This is a genomic window from Streptomyces sp. NPDC039736, from assembly GCF_055596485.1.
The window spans coordinates 131,215-144,820 of the sequence record NZ_JBVIUQ010000001.1 but is presented as its reverse complement, the minus strand read 5'-3'; the positions used below and the strand labels follow the sequence as shown (position 1 = coordinate 144,820).

Below are 13,606 nucleotides of genomic sequence, written 5' to 3'. Positions count from 1 at the left end.
GGATACGGGCAGGGGCGAGAGGGGGGCGGCGTGGTCTCGGAGTCAAGAGGCGGGCGCCCGAGGGGGGACGTGCGCGCCGCGTCGGACGAGGCCCGGGAACTCGCGCTCCACCTGCGCGAACGCGTGGACCTGAGTGGCAAGACGTACCGCGAGCTGGCCGTGGAGCTCTTCGTGTCGCGTACGCAGATCTCGGAATGCCTCGGCGGCAGGATCCCCCGTGCGGACTTCGTCCGCGCCCTGGTGCGGGCCACCGCCTCGGACCCCGATGTGTGCGAGCGGGACGAGAAGCGGGCACTGGCCCTGCTGAACCGGGCCCTGCGCTCGCTGCGCAAGGACTCGCTGACCTTGCCCATCGGAATGGCCGCGTCCCCGCCGGCACCCGCGGAACCGGCACAGGTCCCTGCCCCCTGGGCCGAGGGCCCCGACCTCCAGCACCTCCTGCGACGCCGCGTCGAGCTGGAGAGGGAAGTCGCCGAGTTGAAGAGCGAGCGGCGGCGGCTCAAGCGGGAGAAACGCCACACCCGTGAACTGAACCAGGTCCACGAGGCCCTTCGGCACGTCGAGGCCGAGCGGGACCGGGCGGTGGAGGAGGCGCGTGCGGCTCTCGCCGGGCAACGGGCGGCCGAGCGGGCGGCCGCCCAGGAACGCGGCCGGGCGCTGCGGCTCACCCAGCAACTGAACCTGCTGGGGTTGTCCGACGTTGTCCCGGACAACCCCAGCGGTCCCGAGGACAGCACGGACAATCCGGCTGAGCGCGGCATCGGGCCGGACGGGCCGACGAAGGGCTGCGCGGGGCCCGAGGGCGACGGCAGACACCGGACCGACGGCGGCGGACACGCCGGAGACGGTGACGACAGCGGCGGGCACGTCGGAGACGGTGAGGACAGGGCTGGTTCCCTGAATTCGGGCGCGGGACCGCACACCGTGGTGGGCGACCAGTCGGTCTCGCCCTTCTCCTCGTCCTTACCCACGCGTCCGTCGAGCTTCCCCGGCCCCTTCTCCGGTGCGCCCGTCCCCGCGTGCGGGTCCCCGCACCCCCCGTCTCCACCCCCGGCCGCCCCCGGCCCGTCCGCCCCGGGACCGGACGAGCTGGCGGACATGTGGACCGAGGCCACGGCGGCTGCCGAAGCATTCCGTACCGCCGACGCCGTTCGCCTCTACGCCGAACTCGTCGTGGCGCAACACCGGCACTGCGGTCCCGACCACCCGGACACCCTGACCGCACAGCACGACCTGGCCGCCTGGCGCGGCGAGGCGGGAGACCCGGCGGGGGCCGTCGCCGCGTTGCGCTCCCTGCTCCCGCACCGGGAATCCGTGCTGGGCGCCGATCACCACGAAGTCCTGGCCACGCGCCACAACCTCGCCCACTGGCAGGGCATGGCAGGCCGGCCTCACGGCGCGGTGGCGGAGTTCGCGGCCCTGCTGCCGGACGCCCTGCGGATCCTGGGCACGGATCATCCCGACACCCTGGCCGTACGAAGAGGACTGGCGGTGTGGCGGGGCGAGGCCGGAGACGCGTCGGGAGCCGTGGCCGCCCTGCGCGAACTGCTCGACCTCCAGCGGACCGCCCTCGGCGGCAGTCACCCGGACACCCTCGCCACGCGCAGCGACCTGGCGCAGTGGCAGGGGGTGTCGGGAGACGTCGCAGGGGCCGTGGCCGGATACACGGCGCTGCGACGGGACGCCGTGGAGGCGCTGGGGCACGATCACCTGTACACCTTGGTCGTCCGGCACAATCTGGCCGCCTGGCAGGGAGTTGCGGGCAGAACGACGGACGCCGCGGCGCAGTTGTCCGCCCTCCTTGCGGACACGCTGCGGGCACTGGGCCGCCGCCACCCCCATACCCAGGCCATACGGCGCAATCTCGCCTTCTGGCAGGAAAGGGCCCAGCCATGAGCCAGAGCACCGAAGAGGGCCGGCCCCGTCAACTCGTCGGAGGGCGCTACCGGCTGCTGGGCCTGCTCGGCCGGGGCGGCATGGGCCAGGTGTGGCGCGCGCTCGACGAGGCGCTGCACCGCGAGGTCGCGGTCAAGGAGGTGACACTGCCGTCCGGGCACGACGACGAGCACCACCGGAACGCCTACGAGCGCGCTCGCAGGGAGGCACAGACAGCAGCCCGCATCACCCATCCCGCCGTGGTGAACATCCATGACGTCGCCGACGGGAACAACCGGCTGTGGATCGTGATGGAACTCGTCACGGGCCGCTCCCTCGACTCGGCGGTGCGAACGGACGGGGCCCTGTCAGTCCGGGAAACCGCGCGGATCGGCCTGGAGCTGGCCGCGGCGCTGGAGGTGGTCCACAGGGCGGGAGTCGTGCACCGCGACGTCAAGCCGGCCAACGTACAGCTCGAACCGGAGGGGCGCGTCGTACTGATGGACTTCGGCATCGCGGCGCTGGAGGACCCGGACACCACGCTGACGCAGACGGGCGTCGTGATCGGGACGCCGGGATACATGGGCCCCGAGCGGATCAGGGGCAATCCCCCGCACCCGGCTTCCGACATGTGGTCCTTGGGAGCGACGTTGCTGTTCGCCCTGACGGGCCGTGCGCCGTTCGAACGCGACAATCCGATCGCGGTCATGCACGCCGTGCTCTACGTCGACCCGGAGATCCCCGAAGGACCGCTGCGACCGCTGGTGAGCGCCCTGCTCGCCAAGGCCCCGGAGGCGCGCCCCACGGCATCCGAAGCACGCGCGGCGCTGGCCGGGCTGGTACTGCCGCCCGACCCGGTCGACCCGCCGGACCCGGTCGGCCCGCCGGTCCCGGCCGAGCCGCAGGACCCGGCATCCCGGACCGTCGCCTTCTCGTCCTCGCCCGGCGGAAAACCGCGCTCGCCGCACGACGCGCCGGTGCAGGACGCCGTGCCCGAGGTGCCACTCACCGCACCGGAGGAGACCACCGGCCCGGTGCCGTCCCCACTCGACACGGGCAAGCCTTCCGGCACCGCACCTCCCGTCGCCCGCAGTTACATCCCCCGCAAGCCGATCACCGCGTTCGGAAGGCCCCCGAACGGGCCGCGAGACCACGAGGAACCATGACCGGGGACTCCCGGCCCCTTCCTCATCCGGCGCTGACCGGCAGCACGTCCGGCGACAGGGCGCCCGCATGCGCCGACGCGCTCGTCATGTGCCTGCGGTGGTGGCGGCGGCACAGCACCTCGTAACCGACGTCCTCGGCAGGCCGGTTCACGTCGCCGACCACGACCTGCTCGCCCTCGACGACCATCGCACCGCCCACCGTGCGGGCGTTGTGCGTGGCCCGTGCCCCGCACCAGCACATCGCCTCGACCTGCAGGGTCTCCAGCCGGTCCGCCAGCTCGATCAACCGCTGCGAACCCGGGAACAGCCGCGTCCGGAAGTCCGTCATGATCCCGAACGCGAACACGTCCAGGTCCAGGTCGTCCACGATCCGCGCCAGTTGGTCGACCTGCTCCGGCGCGAGGAACTGCGCCTCGTCCACGATCACGTAGTCGACCTTGCCGCCGCGCGACACCTGGTCCACCACATACCCGTACAAATCCCTCCCGGGCCCGGCCTCCACGGCCTCCGTCACCAGCCCCAGCCGCGACGACAGCTTGCCCTCGCCCGCCCGGTCGTCCCGCGTGAAGATGACGCCCTGGAGGCCCCGGGCGGAGCGGTTGTGGCCGATCTGGAGTGCCAGGGTGCTCTTCCCGCAATCCATGGTTCCAGAGAAGAACACCAGCTCGGACATGAGGAGTTGAGCCTTTCGGGCCGTCATGAGGGGGGAAGGGGGGAGGGTTACGGGCGCACTTCGAGGAGCGGGACGTGCTGTTCCGCCGGGGTCATCGAGCCGTGCATGCCGACCATCGAGGACTCACCGGGCTCCTTGCGGGAGGCGGTGATCACCACGTCGTCGTGGGCCGCGGCGACCACGTCGCCGATCCGGCCGTGGACGCGCTCGTCGACGTACGGTCCGAACCAGCCGAGGTCGATCGCCTCGTCGCGGCTCGCCACCCAGAACTGCTCGCCGAGCACCTCGCGCCAGACCGCCAGGACGTCCGAGGTGGCGCCGGGGACCGCGTACACGTGGCGGGCGCGGCCCTCGCCGCCGAGCAGGGCGACGCCCGCGCCCAGTTCCCAGTCCTCGTCGAAGTCGATCCGCGACTGCTCGTCGAAGGGGACGTCGATCATGCCGTGGTCGGCGGTGACGTACAGGGCGCTGCGCGGCGGGAGCTGCTCGGCCAGGCGCTGGGCGAGGCGGTCGACGTGCATCAACTGGCCGCGCCAGGCGTCGGAGTCGACGCCGAAGCGGTGGCCCGCGCCGTCGACCTCGCTGTAGTACGTGTAGACCAGCGACCGGTCCCCCGCCGCCAGGTGGCGCGCGGCGAGGTCCATCCGGTCCTCGCCGGTCAGCCGGCCCTGGAAGGTGCCGCCGCTCAGCGCGATCTTGGTCAGCGGGGTGTGCTGGAAGTCCGGGGAGGAGACCTGCGCGGTGTGCACGCCCGCCGCGTCCGCGAGCTGGAAGACCGTGGGGTGCGGCTGCCAGACGTGCGGGTCGGTCCAGGGCCGCCAGCGGAGCTGGTTCATCAGGGCGTTCGTGGCCGGGTCGCGGACCGTGTAGCCCGCCAGGCCGTGCACGCCGGGGGTCAGGCCCGTGCCGACGGAGGCGAGCGAGGTCGCGGTGGTGGCGGGGAAACCGGCCGTGATCGGGCGGCCGGTGCCGCCGCGCGAGGTCGGGAGGAGGGAGTGCAGGTAGGGGGCCTCGTCCGGGTGGGCCTTGATCTGCTCCCAGCCGAGACCGTCGATCAGGAAGACGCAGTTGCGGTCGGCGGGGGTCAGCCCGTCGAGGGACGCGGTCGTTCCGGGTACGTCCATGCCGGCCGCCAGCGTCGGCAGCAGGTCCGCGAGGGAGCCGGAGCCGTACTGCGGGACCGGTGCGGTGTCGAGCGCGAGGGGGACGGGGTCCTGCCAGGCGGCGGGCAGCGCCATCAGCGGGCGGAGGAGCCGGTCGCGGCCGTCGCCTCGGACAGGGCCTGCGCGAAGACGAGGGTCTGCCTGACCGTGTCCGGGCCGTCCCCGGCCTCGCTGACGCGCAGGCTCAGGTCGTCGGCGGTGGAGCTGCCGGTGTAGCCGTGGTCGGCGTCGCAGCCCGGGTCGGCGCAGCCGGCGGGCTCCAGGTCGATGCGGGAGACCGCGCCCCAGCCGATGGTGAGGACGACCTCGCGGGGCAGCGTCCCCGGAACGTACTTCTCCGGGTTGGCCACGACGCGGCTGACCACCACCGAGGAGATCCGGCCGATCTTCACGGACTCGGTGGAGGTGGTGGCGTACGGCGTCGGGGAGCTGGTGTCGGCGTTCTGCTCGTCGGTGTGGCTGACGATGAAGCGGGTGCCGGTGAGGACCAGGACGGTCACGTGACGGCGGACCTCGTTCGAGTCGAACGTGGTCTCCTGGTGCACGAGGTACGACGAGATGGGCTCCGCGCCGACGGCGGCCTCCACCGCCTCGGCCACCAGAGCCGGGTAGTAGCCGCTGCGCTCGATCGCTGCCCGCAGCCCCTGGGTCGTCGTACCGGTCTTCGCCATGCCTTCCATCCTACGGGGCCCGGGAGGGCGGATGTCCCTTGCGCCGGGGCGGGACCCGGGGGTCCGGTGGGGCTCAGTAGCTCGGGAGGCGGCGCGGGCCGAGGTCGTCCCGTACCGCCGGAGGAGCCAGTCGCACGGTCGCGCCCAGCACGGAGAGTCCGTCCGGGGCCACGACCACGGGTTCGAGGCCGACGCCGACCACCTCGGGGTGGTCGTCGACCAGCCGCGACAGACGCAGCAGCAGTTCCTCCAGGGCCGCGGTGTCCACGGGCGCGGAGCCCCGCCAGCCGAAGAGGAGCGGTGCGGTCCTGATGGACCGGATCAGCTCGGCGGCATCGCGGTCGGTGACGGGGACGAGCCGGTGGGCGGTGTCGCCGAGCAACTCGGACGCGGCTCCGGCGAGGCCGAAGGAGAGCACCGCGCCGACCGCCGGGTCGATGGCGGCCCGCACCACGGTGTCCACGCCGCGCGGGGCCATGGCCTGCACGACCGGCAGCAGCTCGGCGGGCTTGCCGAGGGCGTCGGTCAGCTCCGCGTACGCCCGTCGCAGGTCGTCCTCGTCCGCCAGGTCGAGCCGTACGCCGCCGAGGTCGGGGCGGTGGCGCAGGTGCGGGGCGGTGGTCTTGAGGGCGACGGGGTAGCCGAGCCGCTCCGCCGCCGCCACGGCCGCACCGGGGTCGGGCGCGGGCAGGGCCTCGCGCACCCGGATGCCGTAGCGCCCGAGCAACTCCCGGGCGGCGTCGGGCCGGAGGGGCAGGCCGCGCGGGTCGCCGTCGGCGGCGAGCAGGGCGTCGATCCGGGTGCCGGCTCCGGCCTCGTCGATGTCGTCGTACTCGGGCACCTTGCCGGGCTCGGCCGCGTCACGCCGCCACTGGGCGTACCGCACGGCCTCGGCGAGGGCCCGCACGGCGCGCTCCGCGGCGGGATAGGCGGGAATGCGCCGGGGCACGGGGGTCCAGCCGGGCGGCGGAACGGGGGCGGCCGCGGGGACCGGGGCCGGGGGGTTGGGTGCCGGGGTTCCGGCGGTGGTGGTGGGCGAGGTCCCGGCCGGGGAGGAGGGTGCGCCAAGAGCCGGGGAGGAGGGCGAGCCGGGGGCCGGGTGGCCCGGGTTCGGGCCCGCACCGGTGTCCGCGGCCGGTGCGCCCGTCGGCCGGACCGGTGCGGGGGCCGGCTCCCCCGGGGCGGGAGGCGGCCCGGGGCGCGCGCCCGCTCCGCTCCTGCCCGGGGCCGTGCTCGTCGCCGCCGCGAGGGCCTCGGCGAGTTCGCCCATTTCCACGTGGACCACCGCGACCGGTTTGGCCGGTGCCGTGGCCGCCGCCTCGTGCAGGGCCGCGGCCAGGACCTCGCCGTCGCCGGACTCCGTGGTTCCGCCCTCCCCCACCCAGGGGATGGCCGTGACGACGACCGCGTCGCAGCCCGGGTCCGCGAGGGCGGCGGCCAGGGCCTCGCGGAAGTCGGCCGGGGTGGCGCCGGTGGTCAGGTCGTGCGGAGCGAGCGGACGCAGCCCTTCCGCGAGGCAGGCGTCGTACGTCAGGAGCCCGAGGGACTCGGAGTTGCCGAGGATGGCGGTGCGCGGGCCGCGCGGCAGGGGCTGGCCGGTCAGCATCAGGCCCGCGTCGACGAGTTCGGTGACGGTGTCGACCCGTACGACGCCCGCCTGGCGGAAGAGCGCCGAGACCGTGGCGTCCGGAATGCGCGCCACCGGTACCGCGTGCCCGGGTGGCGTACTCCCGCTGTGACGCGCCCCCTTGACCACGACGACCGGCTTGGTGGCTGCCGTACGGCGGGCCAGACGGGTGAACTTGCGCGGGTTCCCGATGGATTCGAGGTAGAGCAGGACGGCGTCGGTGTCGGGGTCCTCGTGGCAGTACTGGAGGAAGTCGTTGCCGGAGACGTCGGCGCGGTTGCCCGCCGAGATGAAGGCGGAGACGCCCGCCCCGCGCCGGTGCAGCCCGGACAGCAGCGCGATGCCGATCGCCCCGGACTGGGCGAACAGGCCGATCCGTCCCCGGTCGGGCGAGCGGGGCGCGAGGGAGGCGTTCAGACGTACGGCGTCGGAGGTGTTGATGATGCCGAAGGCGTTGGGGCCGATGATGCGCATTCCGTACGAACGGGCCTGCCGCACCAGTTCCCGCTGCCGCTCCCGCCCCTCGGCCCCGCTCTCGGCGTATCCGGCGGCCAGGACGACCAGCCCCTGCACCCCGCTCTCGCCGCAGTCGGCGACCGCTTGCGGAACCTTCTCCGCCGGTACGACGAGGACCGCGAGGTCCACCGGGGCGCCGATCCCGGCGACGGAGCGGTACGCGGGGACGCCTTCGAGCTCCGTGATCTCCTCCGGCAGGGCGGCGTTGACCGCGTACGCACGGCCCGTGAAGCCCGCCCCGACGAGGTTGCGCAGCACCGTGCGGCCCACGGAGCGCGGGGAGCGGCCCGCGCCGACGACCACGACGGAGCCGGGTGCGAGGAGCCGCTGCACGGACCGGGCCTCGGCGCGGTGCTCGCGGGCGCGCTGCACGGCCAGGGAGCGGTCGGTGGGCTCCAGGTCGAATTCGAGGTGGACGACGCCGTCCTCGAAGGAGCGCTTCTGCTGGTAGCCGGCGTCCGTGAAGACCTTGATCATCTTGGTGTTGGCGGGCAGCACCTCGGCGACGAAGCGCCGGATGCCGCGCTCACGGGCCACGGCCCCGATGTGTTCGAGGACGGCGGAGGCGACCCCCCGGCCCTGGTGGGCGTCCTGGACCAGGAAGGCGACCTCGGCCTGGTCGGCGTCGGGCCCCGAGGCGGGCAGGCCGTCGGCGTCGATGCGGTCGTAGCGGACGGTGGCGATGAACTCGCCGCCCACGGTGACGGCCAGGCCCACCCGGTCGACGTAGTCGTGGTGGGTGAAACGGTGGACGTCCTTGGCGGACAGCCGGGGGTAGGGCGCGAAGAAGCGGTAGTACTTCGACTCGTCCGAGACCTGTTCGTAGAAGCTGACCAGCCGGTCGGCGTCCTGGGTGGTGATGGGCCGGATGCGCGCCGTTCCGCCGTCGCGCAGTACGACGTCCGCCTCCCAGTGGTCGGGGTACGCGTGCTCCGACTGGTCGGAACGCGCCCGCTCCGGCGCCCCGCCCACCTGATCCGCATCGTCCGCAGCCTTGGCCATGGTGTGCAGCCTACGACTCGCGGGGGTCCGGAGGGCGGGGCAGTCTGGTCCTGTTCGGCCGGTCCTCCCCGGGACTTTCGCCGGGCAGAGCAGCCCGCACCACATGAGAGACTGGTCTAGACAACCAATAAGCACATGAAGGGCAACACCATGGTTGAGCGCCGCGTCACCGTCGGCTGGGCCGAGGGCCTGCACGCCCGCCCCGCCTCCATCTTCGTCCGCGCCGTCACGGCCACCGGCGTCCCCGTCACCATCGCCAAGGCGGGCGGCACCCCGGTCAACGCCGCGTCGATGCTGGCGCTGCTGGGCCTGGGCGCGCAGGGCGGCGAGGAGATCGTGCTGGCGTCCGAGGCCGAGGGCGCGGACGCCGCCCTGGACCGTCTCGCGAAGCTGGTCGCCGAGGGCCTGGACGAGCTCCCCGAGACCGTCTGAGACCCCCGCGGCCACGTGAGGCCGCGCCCGTACGGGCGAAATTCCCGCGCACGAGCCGCGGCATCCCGGATTCCGGGGGCCGCGGCTCGTGCCGTTCCCGGGAATTCCGGGAGCGGGCCGCGGCGTCCGGCGGGACCGGAGCGGGCCGCGGCGTCCGGTGGAACGCGAAAGGGCCCCGGCTCATGGGGAGCCGGGGCCCTTCCTTGTGGAGTTCGCGGTCAGACGCTGACGCCGTGCGCGCGCAGGTACGCGACGGGGTCGATGTCCGAGCCGTACTCGGGCGAGGTGCGGGCCTCGAAGTGCAGGTGCGGGCCGGTGGAGTTGCCGGTCGAGCCGGCCAGGCCTATCTGGTCGCCGGAGCCGACGCTCTGGCCGACCGAGACGCCGATCGAGGAGAGGTGGCCGTACTGGGTGTACGAGCCGTCGTTCATCCTGATCACGATGTTGTTGCCGTACGCGCCGCCCCAGCCGGCCTCGACGACCGTGCCGGCGCCGACGGCGACCACGGAGGTGCCGGAGGCGGCGTGGAAGTCGACGCCGGAGTGGCTGCCGGAGGACCACAGGGCGCCGCCGGACTTGTAGCTGGTGGAGACGTACGAACCGGCCACCGGCAGCCGGAAGGTGTTGAGGCGCTTGCGCTCGGCCTCGCGGGCGGCGCGCTCGCGGTCCTCGCGCTCCTTCTTGGCCCTCGCCTCGGCCTTGCGCTTGGCCTCGGCCTTGCGCTCGGCCTCCGCCTTGCGGGCGGCCTCGGCCTCGTCCAGCACCTTCTGCTGCGCCTGGGCCTGCTCCTCGATCCGCTCGGCCACGACCTCGGCGGAGTGGTCCAGGGCGACGGCGCGGATGGTGCCGGTGTCCTCCGCGGCCAGGTCCTGCTCGGCGGCGAAGGCCTGCGGGGCCAGGGTTCCGATGACACCGGTCGTGGTGAGTGCGGCGACTCCGGCGATGTTGGCGCTCTTGCGCGACAGCACGGAGGGACGCCGGTGCTTCCCGGCGGCACGGGTGAACGCCATGGAGTGGCTGTTTCCTTTCCTTCCTTCTCGCCTACCGGGTTAGCTGACGGGTTCGGAGCAGGAAGGTCTCCTACGGACCCCACCCGCCCGTGCGGGCGATGGCGTCCGATTCACCCCAGGGACTCAAGTGGGTCCCCGGCTCCCCAGGCTCGCGCCTGACGGGGACTCGGCGATGACTGCCCGGTGCCGCGGTTGCGGCGCACTCTGACGGGCAGCCGGGTCGACGCTAAGCGGCACTTCTTTCAATCTCCAAACACACGGCCGCTTTTGTGAAGGAGCCCACACGGCAGACAGGCAACCTCCGCAACAAATCGGGCATACGGGAGGACCCCGACGACCGGGAAGCCGTCGGGGTCCTTTTCGTCCTGCTTTCCACCGGCCGCCCGGATGACCTTTGATCGGTCAAGCGGCCGGTGAACCGGTCGGCGGGCCGGTCAGCTCACGACCGTGACCTCGCCGATGTCCAACGCGCGCACCGGCTCCACGATCCGGGACGCGTCGCCGACCAGGACCGTGACCAGCCTGTCCACCGGGAAGGCGTTCACCACCGCGGCGGTGGCCTCCACGGTGCCGGTCGCGGCCAGCCGCGCGTACAGCTGGGCCTGGAAGTCGTCGGGCAGGTGCTGCTCGACCTGGTCGGCCAGCGTGCCCGCGACCGCCGAGGCCGTCTCGTACTTGAGCGGGGCGACCCCGACCAGGTTCTGCACGGCGACGTCGCGCTCGGCGTCGGTGAGTCCCTCGGCCGCGAGCGTCCGCAGGACCTTCCACAGGTCCTCCAGGGCGGGCCCGGTCGACTCGGTGTCCACGGAGCCGCTGATGGCCAGCATGGCGGCGCCCGTGCCGTCCTCGGCGGAGCGCAGCACCTGGCCGAAGGCGCGCACGCCGTAGGTGTAGCCCTTCTCCTCGCGCAGGACGCGGTCCAGGCGGGAGGTGAGGGTGCCGCCGAGGCAGTACGTGCCGAGCACCTGGGCGGGCCAGACGCGGTCGTGCCGGTCGGCGCCGATGCGGCCGATCAGGAGCTGCGTCTGGACCGCGCCGGGGCGGTCCACGACGACCACGCGGCCCGTGTCGTCGGCGGTGATCGCCGGAACGGGGCGCGCGGCCGCCGTGTCGCCCGTCCAAGCGCCCAGGGTCTCGGCCAGGACCGCGTCCAGGTCGATGCCGGTGAGGTCGCCGACGACGACCGCCGTGGCGGTGGCCGGGCGGACGTGCGCCTCGTAGAAGGCGCGCACGGCCGCGGAGTCGATGTTCTTGACCGTCTCCTCGGTACCCTGGCGGGGGCGCGACATGCGCAGGTCCGCCGGGAACAGCTCGTGGGAGAGCTGCTTGGCGGCCCGACGGGACGGGTTGGCCGCCTCGTGCGGGAGCTCGTCGAGCCGGTTGCGTACGAGACGCTCGATCTCGCCGTCCGCGAACGCCGGTGCGCGCAGGGCGTCGGCGAGCAGTCCGAGCGCCTTGGGCAGCCGGGAGACCGGGACTTCGAGGGAGACCCGCACGCCCGGGTGGTCGGCGAACGCGTCGAGGGTGGCGCCGCAGCGCTCCAGCTCGGCGGCGAACTCCTCGGCGGAGTGCTTGTCGGTGCCCTCGGTGAAGGCGCGCGACATGATCGTGGCGACGCCGTCCAGGCCCTTCGGCTCGGCCTCCAGGGGCGCGGCGAGGAAGACCTCGACGGCCACCAGCTTCTGGCCGGGGCGGTCGCAGCGCAGCACGGTCAGGCCGTTGGGCAGCGCGCCGCGCTCGGGGGCGGGGAAGGCCCACGGGGTGGCGGGCCCGGGCTGCGGCTGCGGGTGGAACTGCATCGCGCTGGTCACGGCCGCGCTCCCGCCGGTGGTGGCTGCGGTCTCCGTCACTGGTCCGCCCCTTCCTGCTCGTCGTTCTCCTGCGCGCCTTCCCGCACGTCCGCGGCTGCGACTGCGTCCGCGGCTGCATCGTCGGAGGCGGCCGTCGGTTCGTACACCAGGACCGCGCGGTTGTCCGGGCGCAGCCGGGCCTTGGCCACGGCCTGGACCTCCTCGGCGGTGACCTCCAGGACGCGCCCGACGGCGCTCAGGGCGAGCTGCGGGTCGCCGAACAGGACGGCGTACCGGCACAGTTCGTCGGCGCGGCCGGCGACCGTGCCCAGCCGGTCCAGCCACTCGCGCTCCAACTGGGCCTGGGCGCGCTCCATCTCCTCGGCCGTGGGGCCCTCCGCGGCGAACCGGGCGAGCTCCTCGTCGACGGCGGCCTCGATGGCCGGGACCTCCACACCGCCGGAGGTCTTGACGTCCAGCCAGCCCAGCGAGGGGGCCCCGGCCAGGCGCAGCAGGCCGAAGCCCGCGGCGACGGCCGTCTGGTCGCGCCGTACGAGACGGTTGTGCAGCCGGGAGGACTCGCCGCCGCCGAGGACGGTGAGCGCCAGGTCGGCGGCGTCCGCCTCGCGGGTGCCGTCGCTGGGCAGCCGGTAGGCGGCCATCAGCGCGCGCGCCGGGACCTCCTCCTCGACGACCTCGCGCAGCTCGCCGCCGATGACGTCGGGCAGCGAGCCGTCGCGGGGCGGCTGCTTGCCGTCGTGCGAGGGGATCGAGCCGAAGTACTTCTCCACCCAGGCGAGCGTCTGCTCGGGGTCGATGTCGCCGACGATCGACAGCACCGCGTTGTTGGGCGCGTAGTACGTGCGGAAGAAGGCGCGGGCGTCTTCGAGCGTGGCCGCGTCCAGGTCGGCCATGGAGCCGATCGGGGTGTGGTGGTAGGGGTGGCCCTCGGGGTACATCAGGGCGGTGAGCTTCTCGAACGCGGTGCCGTAGGGCACGTTGTCGTACCGCTGGCGGCGCTCGTTCTTGACGACGTCGCGCTGGTTCTCCATGGACTCGTCGTCGAGCGCGGTGAGCAGCGAGCCCATCCGGTCGGCTTCCAGCCACAGCGCCAGCTCCAGCTGGTGCGCGGGCATGGTCTCGAAGTAGTTGGTGCGCTCGAAGCTCGTGGTGCCGTTGAGCGAGCCGCCGGCGCCCTGCACCAGCTCGAAGTGTCCGTTGCCCTTGACCTGGGCGGAGCCCTGGAACATGAGGTGCTCGAAGAGGTGCGCCAGGCCGGTGCGGCCCTTGACCTCGTGGCGCGAGCCGACGTCGTACCAGAGGCAGACCGCGGCGACCGGGGTCAGGTGGTCCTCGGAGAGGATCACCCTCAGACCGTTCGCAAGCCGGTGCTCGGTCGCTGTCAGGCCGCCGGAGCCGGCCTGCGCTGTGGCCGTGTGACCCATGGGCATGTACGTCCCTTCGATCGCGTATGAGACAAGTCCTGCTGTTAAGTCCTGCCACTGTATGCAAGCGCAGTGACAGTCCGCGAAGTTCCCGGATCCCCGACTCTTCGTTCCCGTCTTTTCGACGCGCTGTTCCCCCGCCGACGGCGCGCGTCCCGGACGGCTCCACGACCGCTACGGACGGGTCGAGGTCGGCGTTGTCAGTGCGGCGGTCCACAATGGTCCGCGTCAGGAAC

10 protein-coding genes and 1 riboswitch are annotated in these 13,606 nt (G+C 73.4%); of the genes, 3 read left to right on the top strand and 7 right to left on the bottom strand.

Annotated features, from left to right (window positions below; translation table 11 throughout):
- Positions 1 to 69: 69 nt before the first annotated feature.
- Positions 70 to 1,896: a helix-turn-helix domain-containing protein gene (locus ACZ56L_RS00590; protein WP_471060013.1), complete on the top strand. Its 1,827-nt coding sequence runs from the start codon at positions 70 to 72 to the stop codon at positions 1,894 to 1,896.
- Complete coding sequence (locus tag ACZ56L_RS00585; RefSeq protein ID WP_471060010.1) at positions 1,893 to 3,041, top strand: serine/threonine-protein kinase; 1,149 nt, start codon at positions 1,893 to 1,895, stop codon at positions 3,039 to 3,041. The genes ACZ56L_RS00590 and ACZ56L_RS00585 overlap by 4 nt, the downstream gene beginning before the upstream one ends.
- A gap of 22 nt (positions 3,042 to 3,063) precedes the next feature.
- On the opposite strand, the gene ACZ56L_RS00580 is transcribed toward ACZ56L_RS00585, so the two are convergent.
- From ACZ56L_RS00580 to ACZ56L_RS00565, 4 genes are all read right to left on the bottom strand, one after another.
- On the bottom strand, positions 3,064 to 3,714 hold the full coding sequence (locus ACZ56L_RS00580) for a thymidine kinase (RefSeq protein ID WP_471060007.1): 651 nt from the start codon (positions 3,712 to 3,714) through the stop codon (positions 3,064 to 3,066).
- Positions 3,715 to 3,761: 47 nt separating this feature from the next.
- Positions 3,762 to 4,952 carry an alkaline phosphatase family protein gene (locus tag ACZ56L_RS00575; protein ID WP_471060004.1) on the bottom strand — a complete coding sequence of 397 codons (1,191 nt, stop codon included), beginning with the start codon at positions 4,950 to 4,952 and terminating at the stop codon, positions 3,762 to 3,764.
- Positions 4,952 to 5,548 (bottom strand): DUF5998 family protein, encoded by a 597-nt coding sequence (locus tag ACZ56L_RS00570; protein ID WP_345217441.1) that lies wholly within the window; start codon positions 5,546 to 5,548, stop codon positions 4,952 to 4,954. The genes ACZ56L_RS00575 and ACZ56L_RS00570 overlap by 1 nt, the downstream gene beginning before the upstream one ends.
- Before the next feature lie 73 nt (positions 5,549 to 5,621).
- Positions 5,622 to 8,693 carry a bifunctional acetate--CoA ligase family protein/GNAT family N-acetyltransferase gene (locus tag ACZ56L_RS00565; RefSeq protein ID WP_471060000.1) on the bottom strand — a complete coding sequence of 1,024 codons (3,072 nt, stop codon included), beginning with the start codon at positions 8,691 to 8,693 and terminating at the stop codon, positions 5,622 to 5,624.
- Positions 8,694 to 8,843: 150 nt separating this feature from the next.
- Here ACZ56L_RS00565 and ACZ56L_RS00560 point away from each other — a divergent pair, with 150 nt between their 5' ends.
- Positions 8,844 to 9,125, top strand: coding sequence for an HPr family phosphocarrier protein (locus ACZ56L_RS00560; RefSeq protein WP_345217436.1), 282 nt, complete (start codon positions 8,844 to 8,846; stop codon positions 9,123 to 9,125).
- A 218-nt stretch (positions 9,126 to 9,343) separates the two neighbouring features.
- Here the strand turns inward: ACZ56L_RS00560 and ACZ56L_RS00555 are convergent, their stop codons facing one another.
- The 3 genes from ACZ56L_RS00555 to ACZ56L_RS00545 form a co-directional block, all read right to left on the bottom strand.
- Positions 9,344 to 10,135 (bottom strand): M23 family metallopeptidase, encoded by a 792-nt coding sequence (locus ACZ56L_RS00555; protein ID WP_471059997.1) that lies wholly within the window; start codon positions 10,133 to 10,135, stop codon positions 9,344 to 9,346.
- Between the two features lie 14 nt (positions 10,136 to 10,149).
- Positions 10,150 to 10,317: riboswitch (cyclic di-AMP (ydaO/yuaA leader) on the bottom strand.
- Positions 10,318 to 10,569: 252 nt separating this feature from the next.
- The gene (locus tag ACZ56L_RS00550; protein ID WP_468683722.1) at positions 10,570 to 11,934 is read right to left on the bottom strand and encodes a M16 family metallopeptidase; all 1,365 of its coding nucleotides are present in this window, start codon (positions 11,932 to 11,934) and stop codon (positions 10,570 to 10,572) included.
- 47 nt (positions 11,935 to 11,981) lie between these two features.
- Entirely contained in the window at positions 11,982 to 13,370 is a 1,389-nt protein-coding gene (locus ACZ56L_RS00545) for a M16 family metallopeptidase (RefSeq protein WP_345217432.1), read from the bottom strand.
- Positions 13,371 to 13,606: the final 236 nt, after the last annotated feature.

Excerpts from the sequence above, each read along its gene's own strand:
- ACZ56L_RS00585 (WP_471060010.1), top strand. The coding sequence starts at position 1,893 with ATGAGCCAGAGCACCGAAGAGGGCCGGCCCCGTCAACTCGTCGGAGGG.
- ACZ56L_RS00580 (WP_471060007.1), bottom strand. The coding sequence starts at position 3,714 with ATGTCCGAGCTGGTGTTCTTCTCTGGAACCATGGATTGCGGGAAGAGC.
- ACZ56L_RS00575 (WP_471060004.1), bottom strand. The coding sequence starts at position 4,952 with ATGGCGCTGCCCGCCGCCTGGCAGGACCCCGTCCCCCTCGCGCTCGAC.
- ACZ56L_RS00570 (WP_345217441.1), bottom strand. The coding sequence starts at position 5,548 with ATGGCGAAGACCGGTACGACGACCCAGGGGCTGCGGGCAGCGATCGAG.
- ACZ56L_RS00565 (WP_471060000.1), bottom strand. The coding sequence starts at position 8,693 with ATGGCCAAGGCTGCGGACGATGCGGATCAGGTGGGCGGGGCGCCGGAG.
- ACZ56L_RS00560 (WP_345217436.1), top strand. The coding sequence starts at position 8,844 with ATGGTTGAGCGCCGCGTCACCGTCGGCTGGGCCGAGGGCCTGCACGCC.
- ACZ56L_RS00555 (WP_471059997.1), bottom strand. The coding sequence starts at position 10,135 with ATGGCGTTCACCCGTGCCGCCGGGAAGCACCGGCGTCCCTCCGTGCTG.
- ACZ56L_RS00550 (WP_468683722.1), bottom strand. The coding sequence starts at position 11,934 with ATGCAGTTCCACCCGCAGCCGCAGCCCGGGCCCGCCACCCCGTGGGCC.
- ACZ56L_RS00545 (WP_345217432.1), bottom strand. The coding sequence starts at position 13,370 with ATGGGTCACACGGCCACAGCGCAGGCCGGCTCCGGCGGCCTGACAGCG.